14 protein-coding genes are annotated in these 15887 nt (G+C 68.6%); 3 read left to right on the plus strand and 11 right to left on the minus strand.

The window, feature by feature from the left end; all coding sequences use genetic code 11:
• Positions 1 to 29 precede the first annotated feature (29 nt).
• From xylF to U5A56_RS18245, 3 genes are all read left to right on the plus strand, one after another.
• Positions 30 to 1058, plus strand: coding sequence for a D-xylose ABC transporter substrate-binding protein (xylF, locus tag U5A56_RS18235; protein WP_044844281.1), 1029 nt, complete (start codon positions 30 to 32; stop codon positions 1056 to 1058).
• Between the two features lie 84 nt (positions 1059 to 1142).
• Positions 1143 to 2702 (plus strand): D-xylose ABC transporter ATP-binding protein, encoded by a 1560-nt coding sequence (gene xylG / locus U5A56_RS18240; RefSeq protein WP_321923822.1) that lies wholly within the window; start codon positions 1143 to 1145, stop codon positions 2700 to 2702.
• A complete protein-coding gene (locus U5A56_RS18245; RefSeq protein ID WP_321923824.1) occupies positions 2699 to 3898 on the plus strand; it encodes a sugar ABC transporter permease in 1200 nt (399 codons plus the stop codon). Before xylG ends, U5A56_RS18245 begins: the two co-directional genes overlap by 4 nt.
• 9 nt (positions 3899 to 3907) lie before the next feature.
• On the opposite strand, the gene U5A56_RS18250 is transcribed toward U5A56_RS18245, so the two are convergent.
• The 11 genes from U5A56_RS18250 to U5A56_RS18300 all read right to left on the minus strand — a co-directional run bounded on the left by U5A56_RS18250 (position 3908) and on the right by U5A56_RS18300 (position 15470).
• Complete coding sequence (locus U5A56_RS18250; RefSeq protein WP_321923825.1) at positions 3908 to 4042, minus strand: hypothetical protein; 135 nt, start codon at positions 4040 to 4042, stop codon at positions 3908 to 3910.
• A gap of 24 nt (positions 4043 to 4066) precedes the next feature.
• Entirely contained in the window at positions 4067 to 4237 is a 171-nt protein-coding gene (locus tag U5A56_RS18255; protein WP_185640854.1) for a hypothetical protein, read from the minus strand.
• Positions 4238 to 4409: 172 nt separating this feature from the next.
• Positions 4410 to 5261 (minus strand): alpha/beta fold hydrolase, encoded by an 852-nt coding sequence (locus tag U5A56_RS18260; RefSeq protein ID WP_321923827.1) that lies wholly within the window; start codon positions 5259 to 5261, stop codon positions 4410 to 4412.
• Positions 5262 to 5454: 193 nt separating this feature from the next.
• Positions 5455 to 5745: a hypothetical protein gene (locus U5A56_RS18265; protein WP_321923829.1), complete on the minus strand. Its 291-nt coding sequence runs from the start codon at positions 5743 to 5745 to the stop codon at positions 5455 to 5457.
• Between the two features lie 297 nt (positions 5746 to 6042).
• Positions 6043 to 8001, minus strand: a complete 1959-nt coding sequence (locus U5A56_RS18270) for a phosphatase PAP2 family protein (protein WP_321923831.1) — start codon at positions 7999 to 8001, stop codon at positions 6043 to 6045.
• Positions 8002 to 8238: 237 nt separating this feature from the next.
• Positions 8239 to 9759: a GGDEF domain-containing protein gene (locus U5A56_RS18275; RefSeq protein WP_321923833.1), complete on the minus strand. Its 1521-nt coding sequence runs from the start codon at positions 9757 to 9759 to the stop codon at positions 8239 to 8241.
• A gap of 201 nt (positions 9760 to 9960) precedes the next feature.
• Positions 9961 to 11433: an NAD-dependent succinate-semialdehyde dehydrogenase gene (locus U5A56_RS18280; protein ID WP_321923835.1), complete on the minus strand. Its 1473-nt coding sequence runs from the start codon at positions 11431 to 11433 to the stop codon at positions 9961 to 9963.
• Positions 11434 to 11531: 98 nt separating this feature from the next.
• Positions 11532 to 12023 carry an Lrp/AsnC family transcriptional regulator gene (locus U5A56_RS18285; protein WP_006749694.1) on the minus strand — a complete coding sequence of 164 codons (492 nt, stop codon included), beginning with the start codon at positions 12021 to 12023 and terminating at the stop codon, positions 11532 to 11534.
• Positions 12024 to 12109: 86 nt separating this feature from the next.
• The gene (locus U5A56_RS18290; RefSeq protein ID WP_321923837.1) at positions 12110 to 13510 is read right to left on the minus strand and encodes an aspartate aminotransferase family protein; all 1401 of its coding nucleotides are present in this window, start codon (positions 13508 to 13510) and stop codon (positions 12110 to 12112) included.
• 160 nt (positions 13511 to 13670) lie between these two features.
• Positions 13671 to 14597, minus strand: coding sequence for a 2-hydroxyacid dehydrogenase (locus U5A56_RS18295; RefSeq protein WP_257774280.1), 927 nt, complete (start codon positions 14595 to 14597; stop codon positions 13671 to 13673).
• Positions 14598 to 14609: 12 nt separating this feature from the next.
• Complete coding sequence (locus U5A56_RS18300; protein ID WP_321801968.1) at positions 14610 to 15470, minus strand: GNAT family N-acetyltransferase; 861 nt, start codon at positions 15468 to 15470, stop codon at positions 14610 to 14612.
• Between the last annotated feature and the right edge of the window lie 417 nt (positions 15471 to 15887).

The raw sequence follows: 15887 nt of genomic DNA on the forward strand, positions 1-15887 counted from the left end.
GACAAGTTCGATAACAAGGAGTGGAGACAATGAAATCCGTGACGCGTCGTACCGTATTGAGTTCGCTTGCCGGCGCCGCTGCGCTGGCGATGTTCGCGCTGGGCGCGCCGCTCGCGCATGCGAGCAAGGACAAGCCCGAGATCGGCTTCTGCATCGACGACCTGCGCGTCGAGCGCTGGTCGCGCGATCGCGACTATTTCGTCGCGGCCGCGACGAAGCTCGGCGCCAAGGTATCCGTACAGTCGGCCGACGCGAGCGAGGCGCGGCAGATCTCGCAGATCGAGAACCTGATCTCGCGCGGCGTCGACGTGATCGTGATCGTGCCGTTCAATTCGAAGACGCTCGGCAACGTCGTCGCCGAAGCGCGCAAGGCCGGCATCAAGGTCGTGTCGTACGACCGCCTGATCCTCGACGCGGACGTCGACGCGTACATCTCGTTCGACAACCAGAAGGTCGGCGAGCTGCAGGCGCAGGGCGTGTTCGACGCGAAGCCGAAGGGCAATTATTTCCTGCTCGGCGGCGCGCCGACCGACAACAACGCGAAGATGCTGCGCGAGGGCCAGCTGAAGGTGCTGAAGCCGGCGATCGAGCGCGGCGACATCAAGGTCGTCGGCCAGCAGTGGGTGCCGGAGTGGAGCGCATCGACCGCGCTGCGGATCGTCGAGGATGCGCTGACCGCGAACAACAACAAGATCGATGCGATCGTCGCGTCGAACGACGGCACCGCGGGTGGCGCGATCCAGGCGCTCGCCGCGCAGCATCTGGCCGGCAAGGTGCCGGTGTCCGGGCAGGATGCGGACCTCGCGGCCGTCAAGCGCGTGATCGCCGGCACGCAGACGATGACCGTCTACAAGCCGCTGAAGCTGATCGCGAGCGAAGCCGCGAAGCTCGCGGTCGATCTCGCGAAGGGTACGAAGCCCGCGTTCAACGCGCAATACGACAACGGCAAGATGAAGGTCGACACGGTGCTGCTGCAGCCGACGCTGCTGACCAAACGCAACGTCGACGTCGTCGTGAAGGACGGCTTCTACACCCAGGCCCAGCTCGCGAGCCAGTAACCGCTCGATGGGCATGATGCACGTGGCCGGCGAGGTGCGGCCGCACATGGTCCGGCCGCGTGCGCACTGCGAGGCAATGAACGTATGACCGAACCCTTGCTGACGATGCGCGGCATCGTCAAGGCATTCGACGGCGTGAAGGCGCTCGACGGCATCGACCTGACCGTGCGCCCCGGCGAGTGCGTCGGCCTGTGCGGCGAGAACGGCGCCGGCAAGTCGACGCTGATGAAAGTGCTGTCGGGCGTCTACCCGCACGGCACGTGGGACGGCGAGATCCGCTGGGAAGGCGCGCCGCTCGTTGCGTCCGGCGTGCGTGACACCGAACGCGCGGGCATCGTGATCATCCACCAGGAACTGATGCTGGTGCCCGAGCTGTCGGTCGCCGAGAACATCTTCCTCGGCAACGAGATCACGCTGCCCGGCGGGCGCATGCACTATGCGGAGATGGTGCGGCGTTCGGAAGCGCTGCTGCGCGAGCTGCGGATCGACGCGATCAACGTCGCGCAGCCGGTGATGAACTACGGCGGCGGCCATCAGCAGCTGATCGAGATCGCGAAGGCGCTGAACAAGCGCGCGAAGCTGCTGATTCTCGACGAGCCGTCGTCGTCGCTGAGTGCCGCCGAGACGCGCATCCTGCTCGACATCGTGCGCGACCTGAAGCGCCGCGGCGTCGCGTGCGTATACATCTCGCACAAGCTCGACGAAGTCGACGCAGTGTGCGACACGGTGACCGTGATCCGCGACGGCCGCCATGTCGCGACCGAGCCGATGCGTGCGCTGACCACCGACCGGATCATCGCGATGATGGTCGGCCGCGAGATCCGCAACCTGTATCCGCGCGAGCCGCACGAGATCGGCGACGTCGTGCTGGAGGCGCGCAACGTGACCTGTCACGACGTGGCGAACCCGCGACGCAAGCGCGTGGACGACGTGTCGTTCAGTGTGCGGCGCGGCGAGATCCTCGGCGTCGCCGGGCTCGTCGGCGCGGGCCGCACCGAGTTGATGCAGGCGATCTTCGGCGCGTATCCGGGCGCGAGCACGGCGACCGTGCGGATGAACGGCCAGCCGCTCGCGATCCGCTCGCCGGCCGATGCGATCCGCGCGGGCATCGCGATGGTGCCGGAGGACCGCAAGCGCCACGGGATCGTGCCGCAACTCGGGGTCGGCCACAACATTACGCTGTCGGTGCTGCGCCGGTTCGCCGCGCGCGGGAGGATCGACGCGGCCGCCGAGCTCGATGCGATCCACACCGAGATGCAGCGGCTGTCGGTGCGCGCGGCACACCCGTTCCTGCCGATCGCGAGCCTGTCCGGCGGCAACCAGCAGAAGGCCGTGCTCGCGCGGATGCTGCTGGCCGACCCGCAGGTGCTGATCCTCGACGAACCGACGCGCGGCGTCGACGTCGGCGCGAAGGCCGAGATCTACCGGCTGATCTTCGCGCTCGCGAAACGCGGCGTCGCGCTGATCGTCGTGTCGTCGGAGCTGCCGGAAGTGCTCGGGCTCGCCGATCGTGTGCTGGTGATCGGCGAAGGCGAGCTGCGCGGCGATTTCGTCAATGACGGTCTCACGCAGGAACAGATCCTCGGCGCCGCGCTGAAACCCGCGCGGCAGCCGTCCGAACCCATTGCAGCGAGTGCGCCATGAATACCGAACTGTCTTCTTCTCCCGCCGTGCCGCCGGGCGCCGACGCGCGTCGCACGCACGGCCATCCGCTGCGCCAGGTGTTCGTGCGCTACAAGGTCCTCGCGTTGCTGTTCGCGGTCGCGGCGATCTGGGTGTTCTTCTCGGTGCTGACCGACGGCGCGTTCGTCACGCCGCGCAACGTGTCGAACCTGCTGCGGCAGATGTCGATCACCGGGATGCTCGCGTGCGGCATGGTGTTCGTGATCATCGCGGGCGAGATCGACCTGTCGGTCGGCTCGCTGCTCGGGCTGCTCGGCGGTGTCGCGGCGATCCTCGACGTCAATCGGCACTGGCCGGTCGCCGTGACGGTGCCGGCTGTGCTCGCGCTCGGCGTGCTGGCCGGGCTGTTCAACGGCTGGTGGTCGACCTACCGGCGCGTGCCGTCGTTCATCGTCGGGCTGGGCGGGATGCTCGCGTTTCGCGGGATCCTGCTCGGCGTGACGGGCGGCTCGACGATCGCGCCGGTGTCCGACGGCTTCGTGTTCATCGGCCAGGGCTATCTGCCGCGCGCGGCCGGCGACGGCCTCGCGGTGCTGCTGTTCGCGCTCGTCGCGCTGCTGGTGCTGCGGCAGCGCGCCACGCGGCACCGCTACCGGCTCGCCGTCGCGCCGCTGTGGCAGGACGTCGCGAAGGTCGTCGGCGCTGGGGCCGTGCTGTTCGCGTTCGTCGCGACGCTCGACCGCTACGGCGGCATTCCGGTGCCCGTGCTGCTGCTGCTCGCGCTGCTCGGCGCGTTCTCGTGGATTGCGACGCAGACCGTGTTCGGCCGGCGCATCTATGCAGTGGGTTCGAACCTGGAGGCGACGCGGCTGTCGGGCGTCGACACCGATCGCGTGAAGCTCGCGATCTTCGCGCTGATGGGGCTGATGTGCGCGTTCGCGGGCATCGTCAACACCGCGCGGCTCGCGGCCGGCTCGCCGTCGGCCGGCACGATGGGCGAGCTCGACGCGATCGCCGCGTGCTTCATCGGCGGCACGTCGATGCGCGGCGGGTCGGGCACCGTCTACGGCGCGCTGATCGGCGCGCTCGTGATGGCGAGCCTCGACAACGGGATGTCGATGCTCGACGTCGACGCGTACTGGCAGATGATCGTCAAGGGCGCGGTGCTGGTGCTGGCCGTGTGGATCGACGTGGTGTCGCGCTCGAACCGGCGCTGAGGCGGCGTTCTACCGCGCCTGCGCCTCGATGAAATCGACGCACGCCCGCGGCGGCGGCGGCACGAAGCGCCGCCGCGGGTAGTACGGATAACCCGCGCGGGCGTCCGGCGACGGGCCGTTGACCTGCGCGACGCCTGAATGCATCGAAATCCGGCGCCCGTTCCGCGACTACGTGCGGTCGCGATGGCGCGCGCGCGTCGCGCCCGTGATTACCGCGATGCCGAACAGAATGACGGCGACGATCTCGATGATGTGCTGCGACACATGCAGCGTCATCAGGCCCCATGCCACGCCGGCGATGAAAACGATCCATCCGAGCAGGTAGATAAGCAGGGTCATCACTTTTCTCCTGTAATTGTGGGTCATGACGCCGGTTGCCTGCGTTGCAATATCTGCCGGGCAACCGGCAACCCGGGATGTGCGCATATTTCGTACCCGGTGCGGCCGCGTCGTGCGCCAGATCTCAGGGATCGATTGTGCGCAGGCGTCTATTCGGACGCGAACATCAGGATCACGCGGCGAGCCAAGTCCGAACGAGTCGCGCAACCTGCTTCCTGCGCTCGATCATCACCATGTGCCCTTCGCCTGGCAGCGCATGATGGGTCACCGACGGCACCCACGCGGAAGTTTCGAGCGCCGCGTCGGCGAAGATCGGGTCGTCGGCGCCGCCGACGATCAACGTATCCGCGCGGATCCGCCGCGGCCACGGCGAATCGTCGCGTGCATCGTCACGCAATGCGCGCAGCGTGCGGACGATGACGTGTCGTTCGTTGACCGATGACGCGACGTGGCGGCGTCGACTGAACAGCGCCGCGCGCAGGAGCATGTTGCGCCAGCTGGCGCGGAAGCATCCGGACATCGTTTCGAGCAGACGGACGAAATCGGAGCGGGTCGTATGCACGATTTGCTGCTCGATGAGCCGGTAGCCTTTCGGGGCGAGGCGATGCGCGCTCGACACCAGCCCGAGTCGCGAGACGCGTTCCGGGTGGGCGGCCGCGAGGCGCGCCGCCACGACGCCGCCGAACGAGATGCCGATGAGCGTCGTGCACTGCCAATGCGCGGCGATGCCGCGCGCGAGATGCTCGACGATGTCGGCGATTCGGTATTGCGCACCGGGCTTGTCAGGATACCCGAGCAGGACGAATGGCGTGTCGGGCGGCAAGATACCGGCGACGCGGAGCAGGTCGCGCCGCAGCCGGCGCTTGGTCGTCTTCGAGACGAAGGCTTGTCCGCCGTTCAGTACGATGACCGCGGGTGGTTCGCTACCCACCTGTGCGGCCAGGATGCCGCCGTCCAGCTGCATCGTTCGAACGCGACGAGCACCGATCCGGAACGCGGTCGATTCGTCCGGTATGCGGTTCATGCGCTACCTCCTGATGAAAAGGTGCCGGCATCAACGCCGGGCAATCATGCCGACGGTTAATGGCTTATAGGCTCCGTCGACAATTCAAAATATGACGGATGTCCGTCGTACGCGCTGAAACAGAAAATGCCCGATGCGGCGCAGCGGGCGTTCTGGCGTCTGGTTACCGTCAGGTTTGGTGACGGACTATTGATTAAAGACCACGCTTTAAACGCCCTGCATAATCACTGGCTGCTTCATTCAGTGAATGGCTGGTGTCGATTGTCGCGATCAGTTCCTCCACGAACCACGGAAGGACGAGCGTCGTTTCTGCGCTCGACAAACCGACTTTCACGCGCTGCGAAGCGTAATCCGGTTGAGGTAGCGTCACGGGCAGAGCGCCATTGGATTGCGGCGTGTCAACCGCAATGGCTTGCGCGTTCGAAAGCTGCGCATTTATCAAAAGCGCAAATGCCATGATTGCGCGTCGGACAGGTTTCTTCATTTTTCGCCATTCCCTGCGAGAAAATATGGATCGGAAAAGCAGGGAAATGATCCTAGCGAATCTGCTGCGATAAAAGTATGTGAAATTTGTCATTATCTGTGCGAAAGCTCATGATGAGTGTCCGGGTGGACACATGCAGTCGGACCATGACGACCGAGAACCGAGACCTTCGAAGCAGAATGGCGGTTTGCCGCCGACGGGACGGCCGACGGCAAACCGAATCGAACTGAAACGCGTTAGTGATCGACGCAAACAGGCTACGCGGTGCGCCCGGCGTGACCCGACGGCCGCTGCCGGTTACGATGCCGACAACCTGACCGACACCCCCGTCGCCGTATAAACCGGCGTCGCCTTGAACCCGTCGACCGTCACGGTCGAGAACTTCGCGGAAGCCGCCGCGCCGTCGATCAGCGCGATCGTGTCGCCGGCCTTCGGCGCATAGCCGTTCACGAACTTCACGTGCAGCGTGCCGCCGGCGACGGTGAGCGGGCCGCCCACGCGCAGGCGTCCGCCGCCGTTGCCGTCGATGTCGAGTTCGAGCGTCGTGTTGTCGAGCTGCGTGTAGCGCGTCGCGATCGTGACGGGTGCGCTGGCCGCGATCTTCACGCTGCCGCCGGCGCCGACGTACACGTCGCCGGTGCCGAACGCGCTTGCCGATGCCGCGGCGAGCGTGCCGCCGCTGACCTGCGTGCCGCCCGTATAGCGGTTGTCGCCCGCCAGCGTCAGCGTGCCGGTGCCTTGCAGCGTCAGCTTGCCCGCGCCCGCGATGTCGTTGCGCCACTGGTCGGCCGCATTGAGCCCGCCCTGCGACGCATCCATCGACACGATCACGTTGCCGTTGAACGCGCCGTAGCCGTCGCCCGCGGCGAACAGGTTCAGGCGGCCCCAGCCTTCCGCATCGTCCATCACCGGATAGCCGGACTGCACTTCGGTGGTCTTCAGCACGACGCGCCGCTGGTCGGCGCTCAGGTACGGGAAGCGCGTCTGCAGCAGAACCTCCGCGCCCTTCGGCACGACGGCCGGTGCATCGGCCGATTCGATCGCGCCGAAGCCGAACGTCATGCGGCGCGTGAAAGCGGCCTTGTTGGTCGCGTAATCGGCGAACCGGTCGGTGGCCGTCGTGCCCGAATGCGCGAACGCGGCGAAGGTTGCGCCGGTCGTCCCCGTGAGTTGCTGAAGCGCCTGGTGAGCCTGACCGTACGCGGCCTGCGCGTCGCTCGCGTACGCGGTGAGGTTCGCCGCGCTGATGGCCAGCGCGAGCATGCGGCCGCCGATCACGTCGAGCGGCGAGTGCATGCCGGCGAGGATCCGGTTCTCGCCCAGTTCGAGGCCGCGGCTGACCATCTCCTGGAAGCGCTCCGGCACGAGCCACGCCATCGTCATCGCGTCGCGCATCGCTTCGGCCGTGTGGCCGCTGATGAAGCCGCCGTCGGTCGCGGGCGTCGTGCTTTCCGCCGGCACGAGCGTCGGCGCGACGACCACGCTCGCGCTCCAGCGGTACGGCCGTGCGTACTTGTAGAAGCGCTTCGACGGTTCGGTCGACGCGTTGTTGCCCATTTCGTTGAGCAGGTCGACGACTTTCCCGAAGTTCGCGTTGGCGCTGCTGCCGACGCCGACGTTGTTGCCGCTGTCGTTGTACAGCACCGTGGTGGCGTCGGCGGGCACGCTGGTGATGCTGGTCGTCTGCTGCGCGGCCGTGCGCCACGCGTCGGTGAGCGGGCCCATGCCGTCGGTCACGCTGTAGCCCTTGCCGCGCCGGTCGTCGAAGTAGGCGGCATCGGCCTGCTGTTGCGTGCGCGCGGTCGTTGCGTTGATCACGTATTGAACATTGGCCGCCAGCACCGTGTCGTTCAGGATCGTGCCGCACGGCGTGCCGCTGCCGGGCAGGCCCGAGCAGGTCGACGGCGAGATCGCCGGAAACGCGCCGTTCGCGGCCGCGGTCACGCCCGCGTCGACGAGCATCGTCGACGGCTGCCACAGGTCGAGGAAGCGGCTCACCACGCGTACCGCGGCGTTGGTCGACAGCGTCGCATAGCGCGCGTCGCCGCGCTGGTTGGTCGCGATGTTGTCGACGAAGGCCGGCACGCTCGGCACGGGTGCGCTGTCGACGAAGCCGGGGTCGGCCGGCGGCGCCGGCATGGCCGCGCTGGTCGGGGTGGTCGACGCGACATCGTCGCCGCCGCCGCACGCGGCGAGAACGATCGCACTCGACAGCGCTGCGACGTGCAGCGGGAAACGGCTTCGTGACGCAAACATGCAAAACTCCATCCGGTGTGTTGAAGATGGCGGATTGTCGTGGGCGATCGTGACGCAGCCGTTAAGGATTTGTTGCGCGGCGCGGTCGAAGCACGCGAATGCTCACTATTTGGTGAATTCGTGATACTGAACGTGATGGGAGGCGAGCGGGCCATCGGCAGCGCATCGCAACGCGCCGGCCATGCGTGCGTCCGGCCGGACTGGTGTTCCCCGGAACGACGACGATAACCGGCGCGATCACGCCGCCTCGGCGGCCGAATCCGCGTCGGCGCGGCACACGCGGTTTCTGCCGTGCCGCTTGGCCGCATAGAGCGCGAGGTCCGCCTGATGCGACAGCGCATGCACGGTCCGCGGGTGCGCGCGATGGCCGGTCGCGCAGCCGATGCTGACCGTGAACGGCGGAATCGTTGCATCGAAGCCGTCGAGCCGGCTGTGTTCGACGGCGCGCCGGATCGCTTCCGCGACTTCCGCGGCGCCGCTTTCGTCCGTATCGGGCAGCACCGCGACGAATTCCTCGCCGCCGTAGCGTGCCGCGATGTCGCCGCGCCGCCGCACGTTCGCACGGATGCATTCGGCGAGAAAGCGCAGCGCCGTGTCGCCTTGCGCATGGCCGTAGCGGTCGTTGTACTGCTTGAAGTGGTCGGCGTCGATGAACAGCACCGACAGGCTGCCGCCGCTGCCGCGCTGCAGCCGCTCCCATTCGTCGGCGAGCGCCGCATCGAGCGCGCGGCGGTTGTGCAGGCCCGTCAGCGGATCGGTGCGCGTCTGGTCGGTGAGCAGCGTCTGCTTGCGCAGGTTGTCGCGCAGCGCGAACGCGAGCAGCCACACCACCGCGCAGAACAGCGCGCCGATGACGGACGCCGACACGCCGACCGTCCACGTCAGGCGCGTGATGCCGGCCAGCACGTCGCCCTCGGCCGGGGCGACGACCGCGATCAACGGCGTGCCGGGCACGTGCTGGTACGTATAAAGCCGCGCGACGCCGTCGATGCTCGAGCGCGCCGCATAGAAGCCCGAGTCGCGGCTCAGCATCTGCACGAACGACTTCGTGCGGCGCAGCCGGCTGATCTGCTGATCGCTCAACGGCGGGTTTCTCGCGAGGATCGTGCCGTCCGCGCGCAGGATCGCGCTGACGCCATGCGGTCCGACGTTCAGGCGCGACAGCAGGTGATCGAAGTAGGCGAGGTCGATCGCGACCACCACGATTCCGTCGAACGAGTGATCCGGCCGTTCGATGCGCCGCGACAGCGCGATGGATCTCGTGCCGCCGCGCGAACGCGCGCTATACGCCTCGGACACGTAGAGGCCGACGTTGTGCGCATCGCGATGGACCTTGAAGTAGTCGCGATCGCTGAAATCCCAGTTGTGGAGCGGGCCGCAGCATCCGTCGATCTGCCGGCCGTCGCGGTTCGTCACGCCCATGCCGGTCATGTATTGCGCGGTCGTGCGCTCGAACAGCACGTCGTGACGCAGCCCGGTGTCGATGCGCGCGACCGCGGGGTTGCGGAGGTTGGCGGCGAGTGCGACGAGCGCATTGTTGGACGTTTCGACGGTGCGCCCGATCTCGCTGACCAGGACGGCGGCGACGTTGCGCGACGTCTCGTGCGCATGTTCGACCACTTCGCTGCGTGCGGCCCACAGCGTGGCCGCGCTGATGCCGAGCGCCGCGAGCGACATCAGCGTGCCCAGCACGCCGACGATCAAGTAATTGCGGCCGGCCCAGTCGGCAATTTTCTCGATCGAAGTGGGTGCAGGCATGGCTGGCGCTCGTGCGGGAAGCTCGCTGCGTCAGCAGCGGCGCGGGTCAAATCCGGGTTAACGGCAAGTATGCCCGGAAATCGAGGCCGATTCGCGCCGCGATCACCGCACCCGGCGCCGCAAACGTGTGCGGCAGCGGCGCACCGCGCAACGGGCATGCAGCCGCGGCAGCGCCGGGCGGCTGCACGCGCCGACGCGGGATCAGTCGAGCCCGCCCTGGCACAGGTACTTGATCGACAGGTAGTCGTCGAGCCCGTAGCGCGAGCCTTCGCGGCCGTAGCCCGATTCCTTCACGCCGCCGAACGGTGCGGCCTCGCTCGCGAGCGCGCCTTCGTTGATCCCGACGATGCCGGTTTCGAGCCGCGCCGACACGCGCGCGATGCGCCGCACGTCCTGCGTGTAGAAATACGCGGCAAGCCCGAACGGCGTGTCGTTCGCGGCATCGACGGCTTCGTCCTCGGTATCGAACCGGAACAGCGCGGCGACCGGGCCGAAGGTTTCCTCGCAGGTCAGCTGCATGTCGGCGGTGGCGTCGGCGAGCACCGTCGGCGCGTAGTAGTGCGGCCCGAGTTCGGTCAGGCGCGTGCCGCCCGTCAGCACGCGCGCGCCACGCTCGATCGCGTCGCCGACGTGGCGCGCGATCTTGTCGACCGCGCGCGCGTTGATCATCGGGCCGATCTGCGCGGCCGGGTCGGTTGCAGGCGCAACCTTCAGCGCGGCAACGCGCGCGGCGAGCTTTGCGGCGAAAGCCTCGTAGACGCCGGCCTGCACGTACACGCGGTTCGGCGACACGCAGGTCTGGCCGCCGTTGCGGAACTTGGCGGCCATCAGCCCGTCGACCGCGGCGTCGAGCTCGGCATCGTCGAACACGATGAACGGCGCATTGCCGCCGAGCTCCAGCGACAGCTTCTTCAGCGTCGCGGCCGACTCGCGCGCGAGCAGCTTGCCGACGGGCGTCGAGCCGGTGAACGTGATCTTGCGCACGCGGCCGTCGGCGAGCCAGTCGGCCACCGCGTCGATGCCGCGTTCGCGCGACGCAGCGATCAGGTTCAGCACGCCGGGCGGCACGCCGGCTTCCTGCGCGAGGAAGGCCAGCGCGAGCGCGGTGAGCGGCGTGTCCTCCGCCGGCTTCGCGACGACCGTGCAGCCGGCCGCGAGCGCGGGCGCGATCTTGCGCGCGATCATCGCGAGCGGGAAATTCCACGGCGTGATCGCGGCGACGATGCCGATCGGCTCCTTCACCGCACTCAACCGCTTGCCGCGCTGCTGCTGCGGAATCAGGTCGCCATACGTGCGCGTCGCTTCCTCGGCGAACCACAGCACGTACGACGCGCCATAGGCGACTTCGCCGCGCGCTTCGGCGAGCGGCTTGCCCTGTTCGCGCGACATCAGCTTCGCGAGATCGTCGGTGTGCGCGACGATCGCCGCGTGCCACGCGCGCAGGATCGCGGCGCGTTCGCGCGCGGGCGTCGCGCGCCAGCCGGGCAGCGCGCGTGCGGCCGCGTCGGTCGCGGCGCGCGCGTCGGCGGTGCCGCTGTCGGGTGCGTGGGCAACGAGGTCGAGCGTCGCCGGATCGGTGACGTCGAAGCGACGGCCGTCGAGCGCGTCGCGCCAGGTGCCGTCGATCAGGTTGGCGGTGCGAACGAGTTCGGTGCGGGACAGCGTAAGCGGCATGACAGGTCCTTGGGTGAGGCGGTTCGGCGGCGACGCCGGCGCGCGACGACCCCGCGCGGACAGCGGGCTGCCGCGTTCAAGGGTGCCGCGTGCTGCGGTCAGTGCCGTTCGCCGAACAGCGATTCGAGCGGGTAGTGCCGTTTGACGAACGGCGACTTGATGATCACGTAACTGAAATACTTCTCGATGCCGATGTTCTGCTCGAGCAGCCCTTCGACGATCGTCTGGTAATGGCTCACGCTGCGCGTGATGAACTTCAGCAGATAGTCGTAGCCGCCGCTCGCGAGGTGGCATTCGACGATCTCGTCGACGTTGCGGATCGCCGCGACGAAGCGGTCGAAGTCCTCGCGCCGGTGGTCGGCCAGCGTGACCTCGGTGAACACGACCTGCACGTCGCCGAGCTTCTCGAGCTGGATGTGCGCGCCGTAGCCGCCGATGTAGCCGGCCTTCTCGAGCCGCTTCACGCGAATCAGGCACGGGCTCGGCGACAGCCCGACCGCATCGGCCAGCTCGACGTTGGTCATGCGGCCGCGCTTCTGCAACTGGGAGAGGATGCGCAGGTCGATGCGATCCAGCTTGCTGTCCGTCATGGTTACGTGAGAGGGGAAAAAATGGAATGTCCGGTTACTTTAGAGTCGAACGATGGCCGCCACAAGCCCGGCTTTCCCTCGGCCCGTCAGGCCGGCTGCGCGTGCGCGACGTCGAGCGCGCGCTGCACGCCCGGGTCGGCCAGCACGTCGTCGAGCGTCTTGCGCACGCGTTCGAACATCAGGTCGAACTCGTCCGCGGTGAAGCTCAGCGCCGGCGCGAAACCGAGCACGCCGTCGCCGAACGCGCGAAACACCACGCCGTTCGCGTACGCGGCCGCCGCGATCTTGTCCGGCACGTTCAGCGCCGGGTCGAAGCGCGTCTTGTGCGCCTTGTCGGCCACCAGCTCGAGCGCGCCGAGCAGGCCGGCCGAACGCGCGTCGCCGACGAGCGGATGCGCGCGCAGCGCATCGAGCCCCGCCGCGAAGCGCGGCGCCAGCGCCTGGCCGTTCGCGAGCAGCCCGCCTTCGTGATAGAGCTTCAGCACTTCGAGGCCGATCGCCGCGCTGACCGGATGCGCGGAATACGTATGCCCGTGACCGACCGCGGCAGACTCCGCGCGGCTGCCCGCGATGCCTTCGTAGATTTCGTCGGACATCAGCACCGCGCCCATCGGCGCGTAGCCGGCGGTCAGGCCCTTCGCGACGGTCATCAGGTCCGGGTCGACCTGTTCGGTCTCGCACGCGAACAGCGGCCCCGTGCGGCCGAAGCCGGTGATCACCTCGTCGGCGACGAACAGGATGCCGAGGCGCCGGCACGCGTCGCGCATTGCCTTCAGCCAGCCGGCCGGCGGCACGATCACGCCGCCGGAACCCTGCACCGGTTCGCAGAAGAACGCGGCGACGTTGTCCGCGCCGAGTTCGGCGACTTTCGCTTCCAGCGCGGCGACCGACGCGCCGATCAGCGCCTGCGGATCGTCGCCGAGCGGATGGCGGTACGGGTAGGGCGACGGGATGTGGTGCTGGTCCGCGCGCGGCAGGTCGAAATGACGGTGGAACGCCGGCAGCGCGGTCAGGCCGGCGCCGATCGACGACGAGCCGTGATAGCCGCGCTCGAGCGCGATCATGTGCTTCTTCGACGGGCGGCCGGTCGCGTTGAAATAGTGCGTGATGAAGCGCACCGCGGAGTCGACCGCGTCCGAGCCGCCGAGCGTGAAGTACACGCGGTTCAGCGAAGGCGGCGCGAGCGCGGCGAGCCGCTCGGCCAGCTCGATCGCCGGTTGCGAGCCGAAATGGAAATAGCCGGTCGCGTAGGGCAGCTTCGCCATCTGGTCGGCGGCGGCCTTCACGATGCTGTCGCGGCCGTAGCCGACGTTCACGCACCACAGGCCCGAGAACGCATCGAGCAGCGTATGGCCGTCGGCGTCGCGCAGGAACACGCCGCTCGCGGAGTCGAGCACGGTGACGCCGCGCGCCTCGTGCACGCGGTAATTGACGACGGGGTGGATCAGGTGTTGACGATCGGCTTCGATCAGCGCGGCTTGGTTCATGGCGGGGAGGGACTCTCGTCGGGTGTCAGCGTGAGTTCATGCTACCGGGCGAGAAATCCGCACGTGTCTTCAATTTGCGCCCTGAAACGTATGAAAACGGTGTTTGCACGGGACGCTTCGGCATTTTCTGCTGCGCGCCCCGCCGGGCCGGGCGCGCGCGTCAGTAGCCGCGCGCGCGATCGACGACGCCGATCATCGGCTGGCCCGCGCGGTGGCGCGCGAGGTTCGCGAGCACGGCGTCGACCGCGGTATCGGGCCGCGTCGCGCTCGCGATGTGCGGCGTGATCCGGATACGCGCGTGGGTCCAGAACGGGTGGCCGGCCGGCAACGGCTCGGGGTCCGTCACGTCGAGGATCGCGCTGTCGAGCCGGCCGCTCGCGAGCGCCGCGAGCAACGCGGCCTCGTCGAGCTGCGGGCCGCGCCCGACCTGCACGAGCGACGCGCCGGCCGGCAGCGCGTCGAACACGCGTGCGCCGAGCAGCCCGCGCGTGCCGTCGGTGAGCGGGAGCAGGCAGATCAGGATGTCGGTGCGCGCGAGGAACGCGTCGAGTGCCGCGTCGCCCGCGTAGCAGTCGATGCCGTCGAGCGTGCGCGGCGTGCGGCTCCAGCCGGCGCACGGGAAGCCGAAGCGCCGCAGCGTGTCGAGCACGGCTTGGCCGAGCGTGCCGAGCCCGAGCACGCCGACGCGCCGCGACGCGGCCGCGCGCACCGGCCGCTCGCGCCACACCTGCGCGCGCTGCTGCGCCGCGTAGTCGAACAGGTCGCGGTGGATCGTCAGCACCGCCTGCGTCACGTACTCGACCATCCCTTCGACGATGCCCGGCTCGATCATCCGCACGACCGGGATGTGCGCGGGCACGCGCGACAGGTCGAACTGGTCGATGCCGGCGCCGACGGAGAACACGACCTCGAGATTCGGCAGCAGCGCGGCCGGATCGTCGGGCGGCTGCCAGGCGGCGAGATAGCGGACGGTTTCAGGGTCGCCGAGGTCCGGCCAGATCCGGAACGGGAGGTCGGGCGCCTGTTGCGCGAAGCGCTGCGCCCATTGCGCGCCGCGCACCGGGTCGGCCTTGTAGAGAAAGCTCATCGCGCGTGCCGCTCAGCCGAGCGCCTGGTTGACGATCGCGAACGTGCGCAGCGCCGGGTCGCGCGCGGGCGCCGCGCCGCGCGCCATCGCGACGACCGTGTCGACGCGCGGCAGCCCGAGCCCCTGCAGCCAGTCCGACAGCCCGCTGTCGCCCGGCACGTCGAGCCGCACGAACATCCCTTCGTGCAGCGCGAGCCAGTGGCTGATCAGCGCCTGCGCGCGCAGCGCGTCGGGCGCGATCACCGGGCCGATCACATGGCCGCGGCCGAAGCGGCGGAACAGCGCGAAGCCGAGCAGTTCGCCGTCGCGATCGAGCGCGATCCCGTTCGCGACGCCGAGCAGCGCATCGATCACCGCGTCGCGCGGATAACCTGCCGCGCGCGAGGCGAGCGCCGCGAGGCGCGGGCCGTCGTTGGTGCCGAGCGGGCGCAGGCGCTCGCCCGGCGGCAGCGAGATCAGCGGCGGCTGGAACGCGGCACCCTGGTGCTGGTCGATCGTGCCGATCGCCTCGAAGCCGAATTTCACGTAGAGCGGTTCGCCGGACGGCGTCGCATGCAGGAAGATCGTGCGTGCGCCGAGGCTGTCGACGACGCGCGCGAGCAGTTCGCGGCCGATGCCGCGGCTCTGGCGCTCGGGCGACACGATCACCATGCCGAGCGATGCGTGCGCGTCGCCGAAGCGCCAGCCGAGCGCGGTGCCGACGATGCCGCCTTCGTCTTCGGCGACGAAGCCGTGGCCGAGCTGGAGCGCGAAGCGCCAGTCGTCGAGACGGTGCGGCCACTTGACCGCTTCCGACAGACGATGCGCGGCGGGCAGGTCGGTGTCGGTGAACGGACGATAGATGAGCGTGCTGGAAGGGTTGAGATCGGACACGCCGGACTCCGGATGGGTAGGAATGACATATCGACTCTGCCAGCGACACCGCGGCGCGGATAGGACGATTCGCCTGTTTTCCGGCGACGGCGGGCGGCCGGGCGAGATCGACGCAAACCGGCGCGATCGGCGCGCGCGAACGCGCGCTTCATGCCGGCGCGGCACGCCAATCCGACAGCTTCTGCTGTGGGAATGACACTACGATGGAACTGCAGCGGCGCCGCCCGGGCGAGCCGCGCCGGGGCCGCCGGGTAGTTGGCGCGCCGCGGTTGCGCGAAGCATGCCGGGCGGCCCGCGGCGCCGCGCGCGGCCGTGCCGCAGATCGTGCTGCCCGCGGCCCGCAACACGCGGCGAATCTGCGTTTCGACCGGCGTCGAACGATGCGCGACGGATTTTTTGCCCTGATTCAATTGCGTT

Origin of the sequence: Burkholderia sp. BCC1998 (assembly GCF_905339875.1) — a bacterium.
In the GTDB taxonomy this organism is placed as follows: Bacteria; Pseudomonadota; Gammaproteobacteria; order Burkholderiales; family Burkholderiaceae; genus Burkholderia.

What these genes read in the sequence shown, in the direction of transcription:
- xylF (WP_044844281.1), top strand. Translation starts at nt 30, where the DNA reads ATGAAATCCGTGACGCGTCGTACCGTATTGAGTTCGCTTGCCGGCGCC.
- xylG (WP_321923822.1), top strand. Translation starts at nt 1,143, where the DNA reads ATGACCGAACCCTTGCTGACGATGCGCGGCATCGTCAAGGCATTCGAC.
- U5A56_RS18245 (WP_321923824.1), top strand. Translation starts at nt 2,699, where the DNA reads ATGAATACCGAACTGTCTTCTTCTCCCGCCGTGCCGCCGGGCGCCGAC.
- U5A56_RS18250 (WP_321923825.1), bottom strand. Translation starts at nt 4,042, where the DNA reads ATGCATTCAGGCGTCGCGCAGGTCAACGGCCCGTCGCCGGACGCCCGC.
- U5A56_RS18255 (WP_185640854.1), bottom strand. Translation starts at nt 4,237, where the DNA reads ATGACCCTGCTTATCTACCTGCTCGGATGGATCGTTTTCATCGCCGGC.
- U5A56_RS18260 (WP_321923827.1), bottom strand. Translation starts at nt 5,261, where the DNA reads ATGAACCGCATACCGGACGAATCGACCGCGTTCCGGATCGGTGCTCGT.
- U5A56_RS18265 (WP_321923829.1), bottom strand. Translation starts at nt 5,745, where the DNA reads ATGAAGAAACCTGTCCGACGCGCAATCATGGCATTTGCGCTTTTGATA.
- U5A56_RS18270 (WP_321923831.1), bottom strand. Translation starts at nt 8,001, where the DNA reads ATGTTTGCGTCACGAAGCCGTTTCCCGCTGCACGTCGCAGCGCTGTCG.
- U5A56_RS18275 (WP_321923833.1), bottom strand. Translation starts at nt 9,759, where the DNA reads ATGCCTGCACCCACTTCGATCGAGAAAATTGCCGACTGGGCCGGCCGC.
- U5A56_RS18280 (WP_321923835.1), bottom strand. Translation starts at nt 11,433, where the DNA reads ATGCCGCTTACGCTGTCCCGCACCGAACTCGTTCGCACCGCCAACCTG.
- U5A56_RS18285 (WP_006749694.1), bottom strand. Translation starts at nt 12,023, where the DNA reads ATGACGGACAGCAAGCTGGATCGCATCGACCTGCGCATCCTCTCCCAG.
- U5A56_RS18290 (WP_321923837.1), bottom strand. Translation starts at nt 13,510, where the DNA reads ATGAACCAAGCCGCGCTGATCGAAGCCGATCGTCAACACCTGATCCAC.
- U5A56_RS18295 (WP_257774280.1), bottom strand. Translation starts at nt 14,597, where the DNA reads ATGAGCTTTCTCTACAAGGCCGACCCGGTGCGCGGCGCGCAATGGGCG.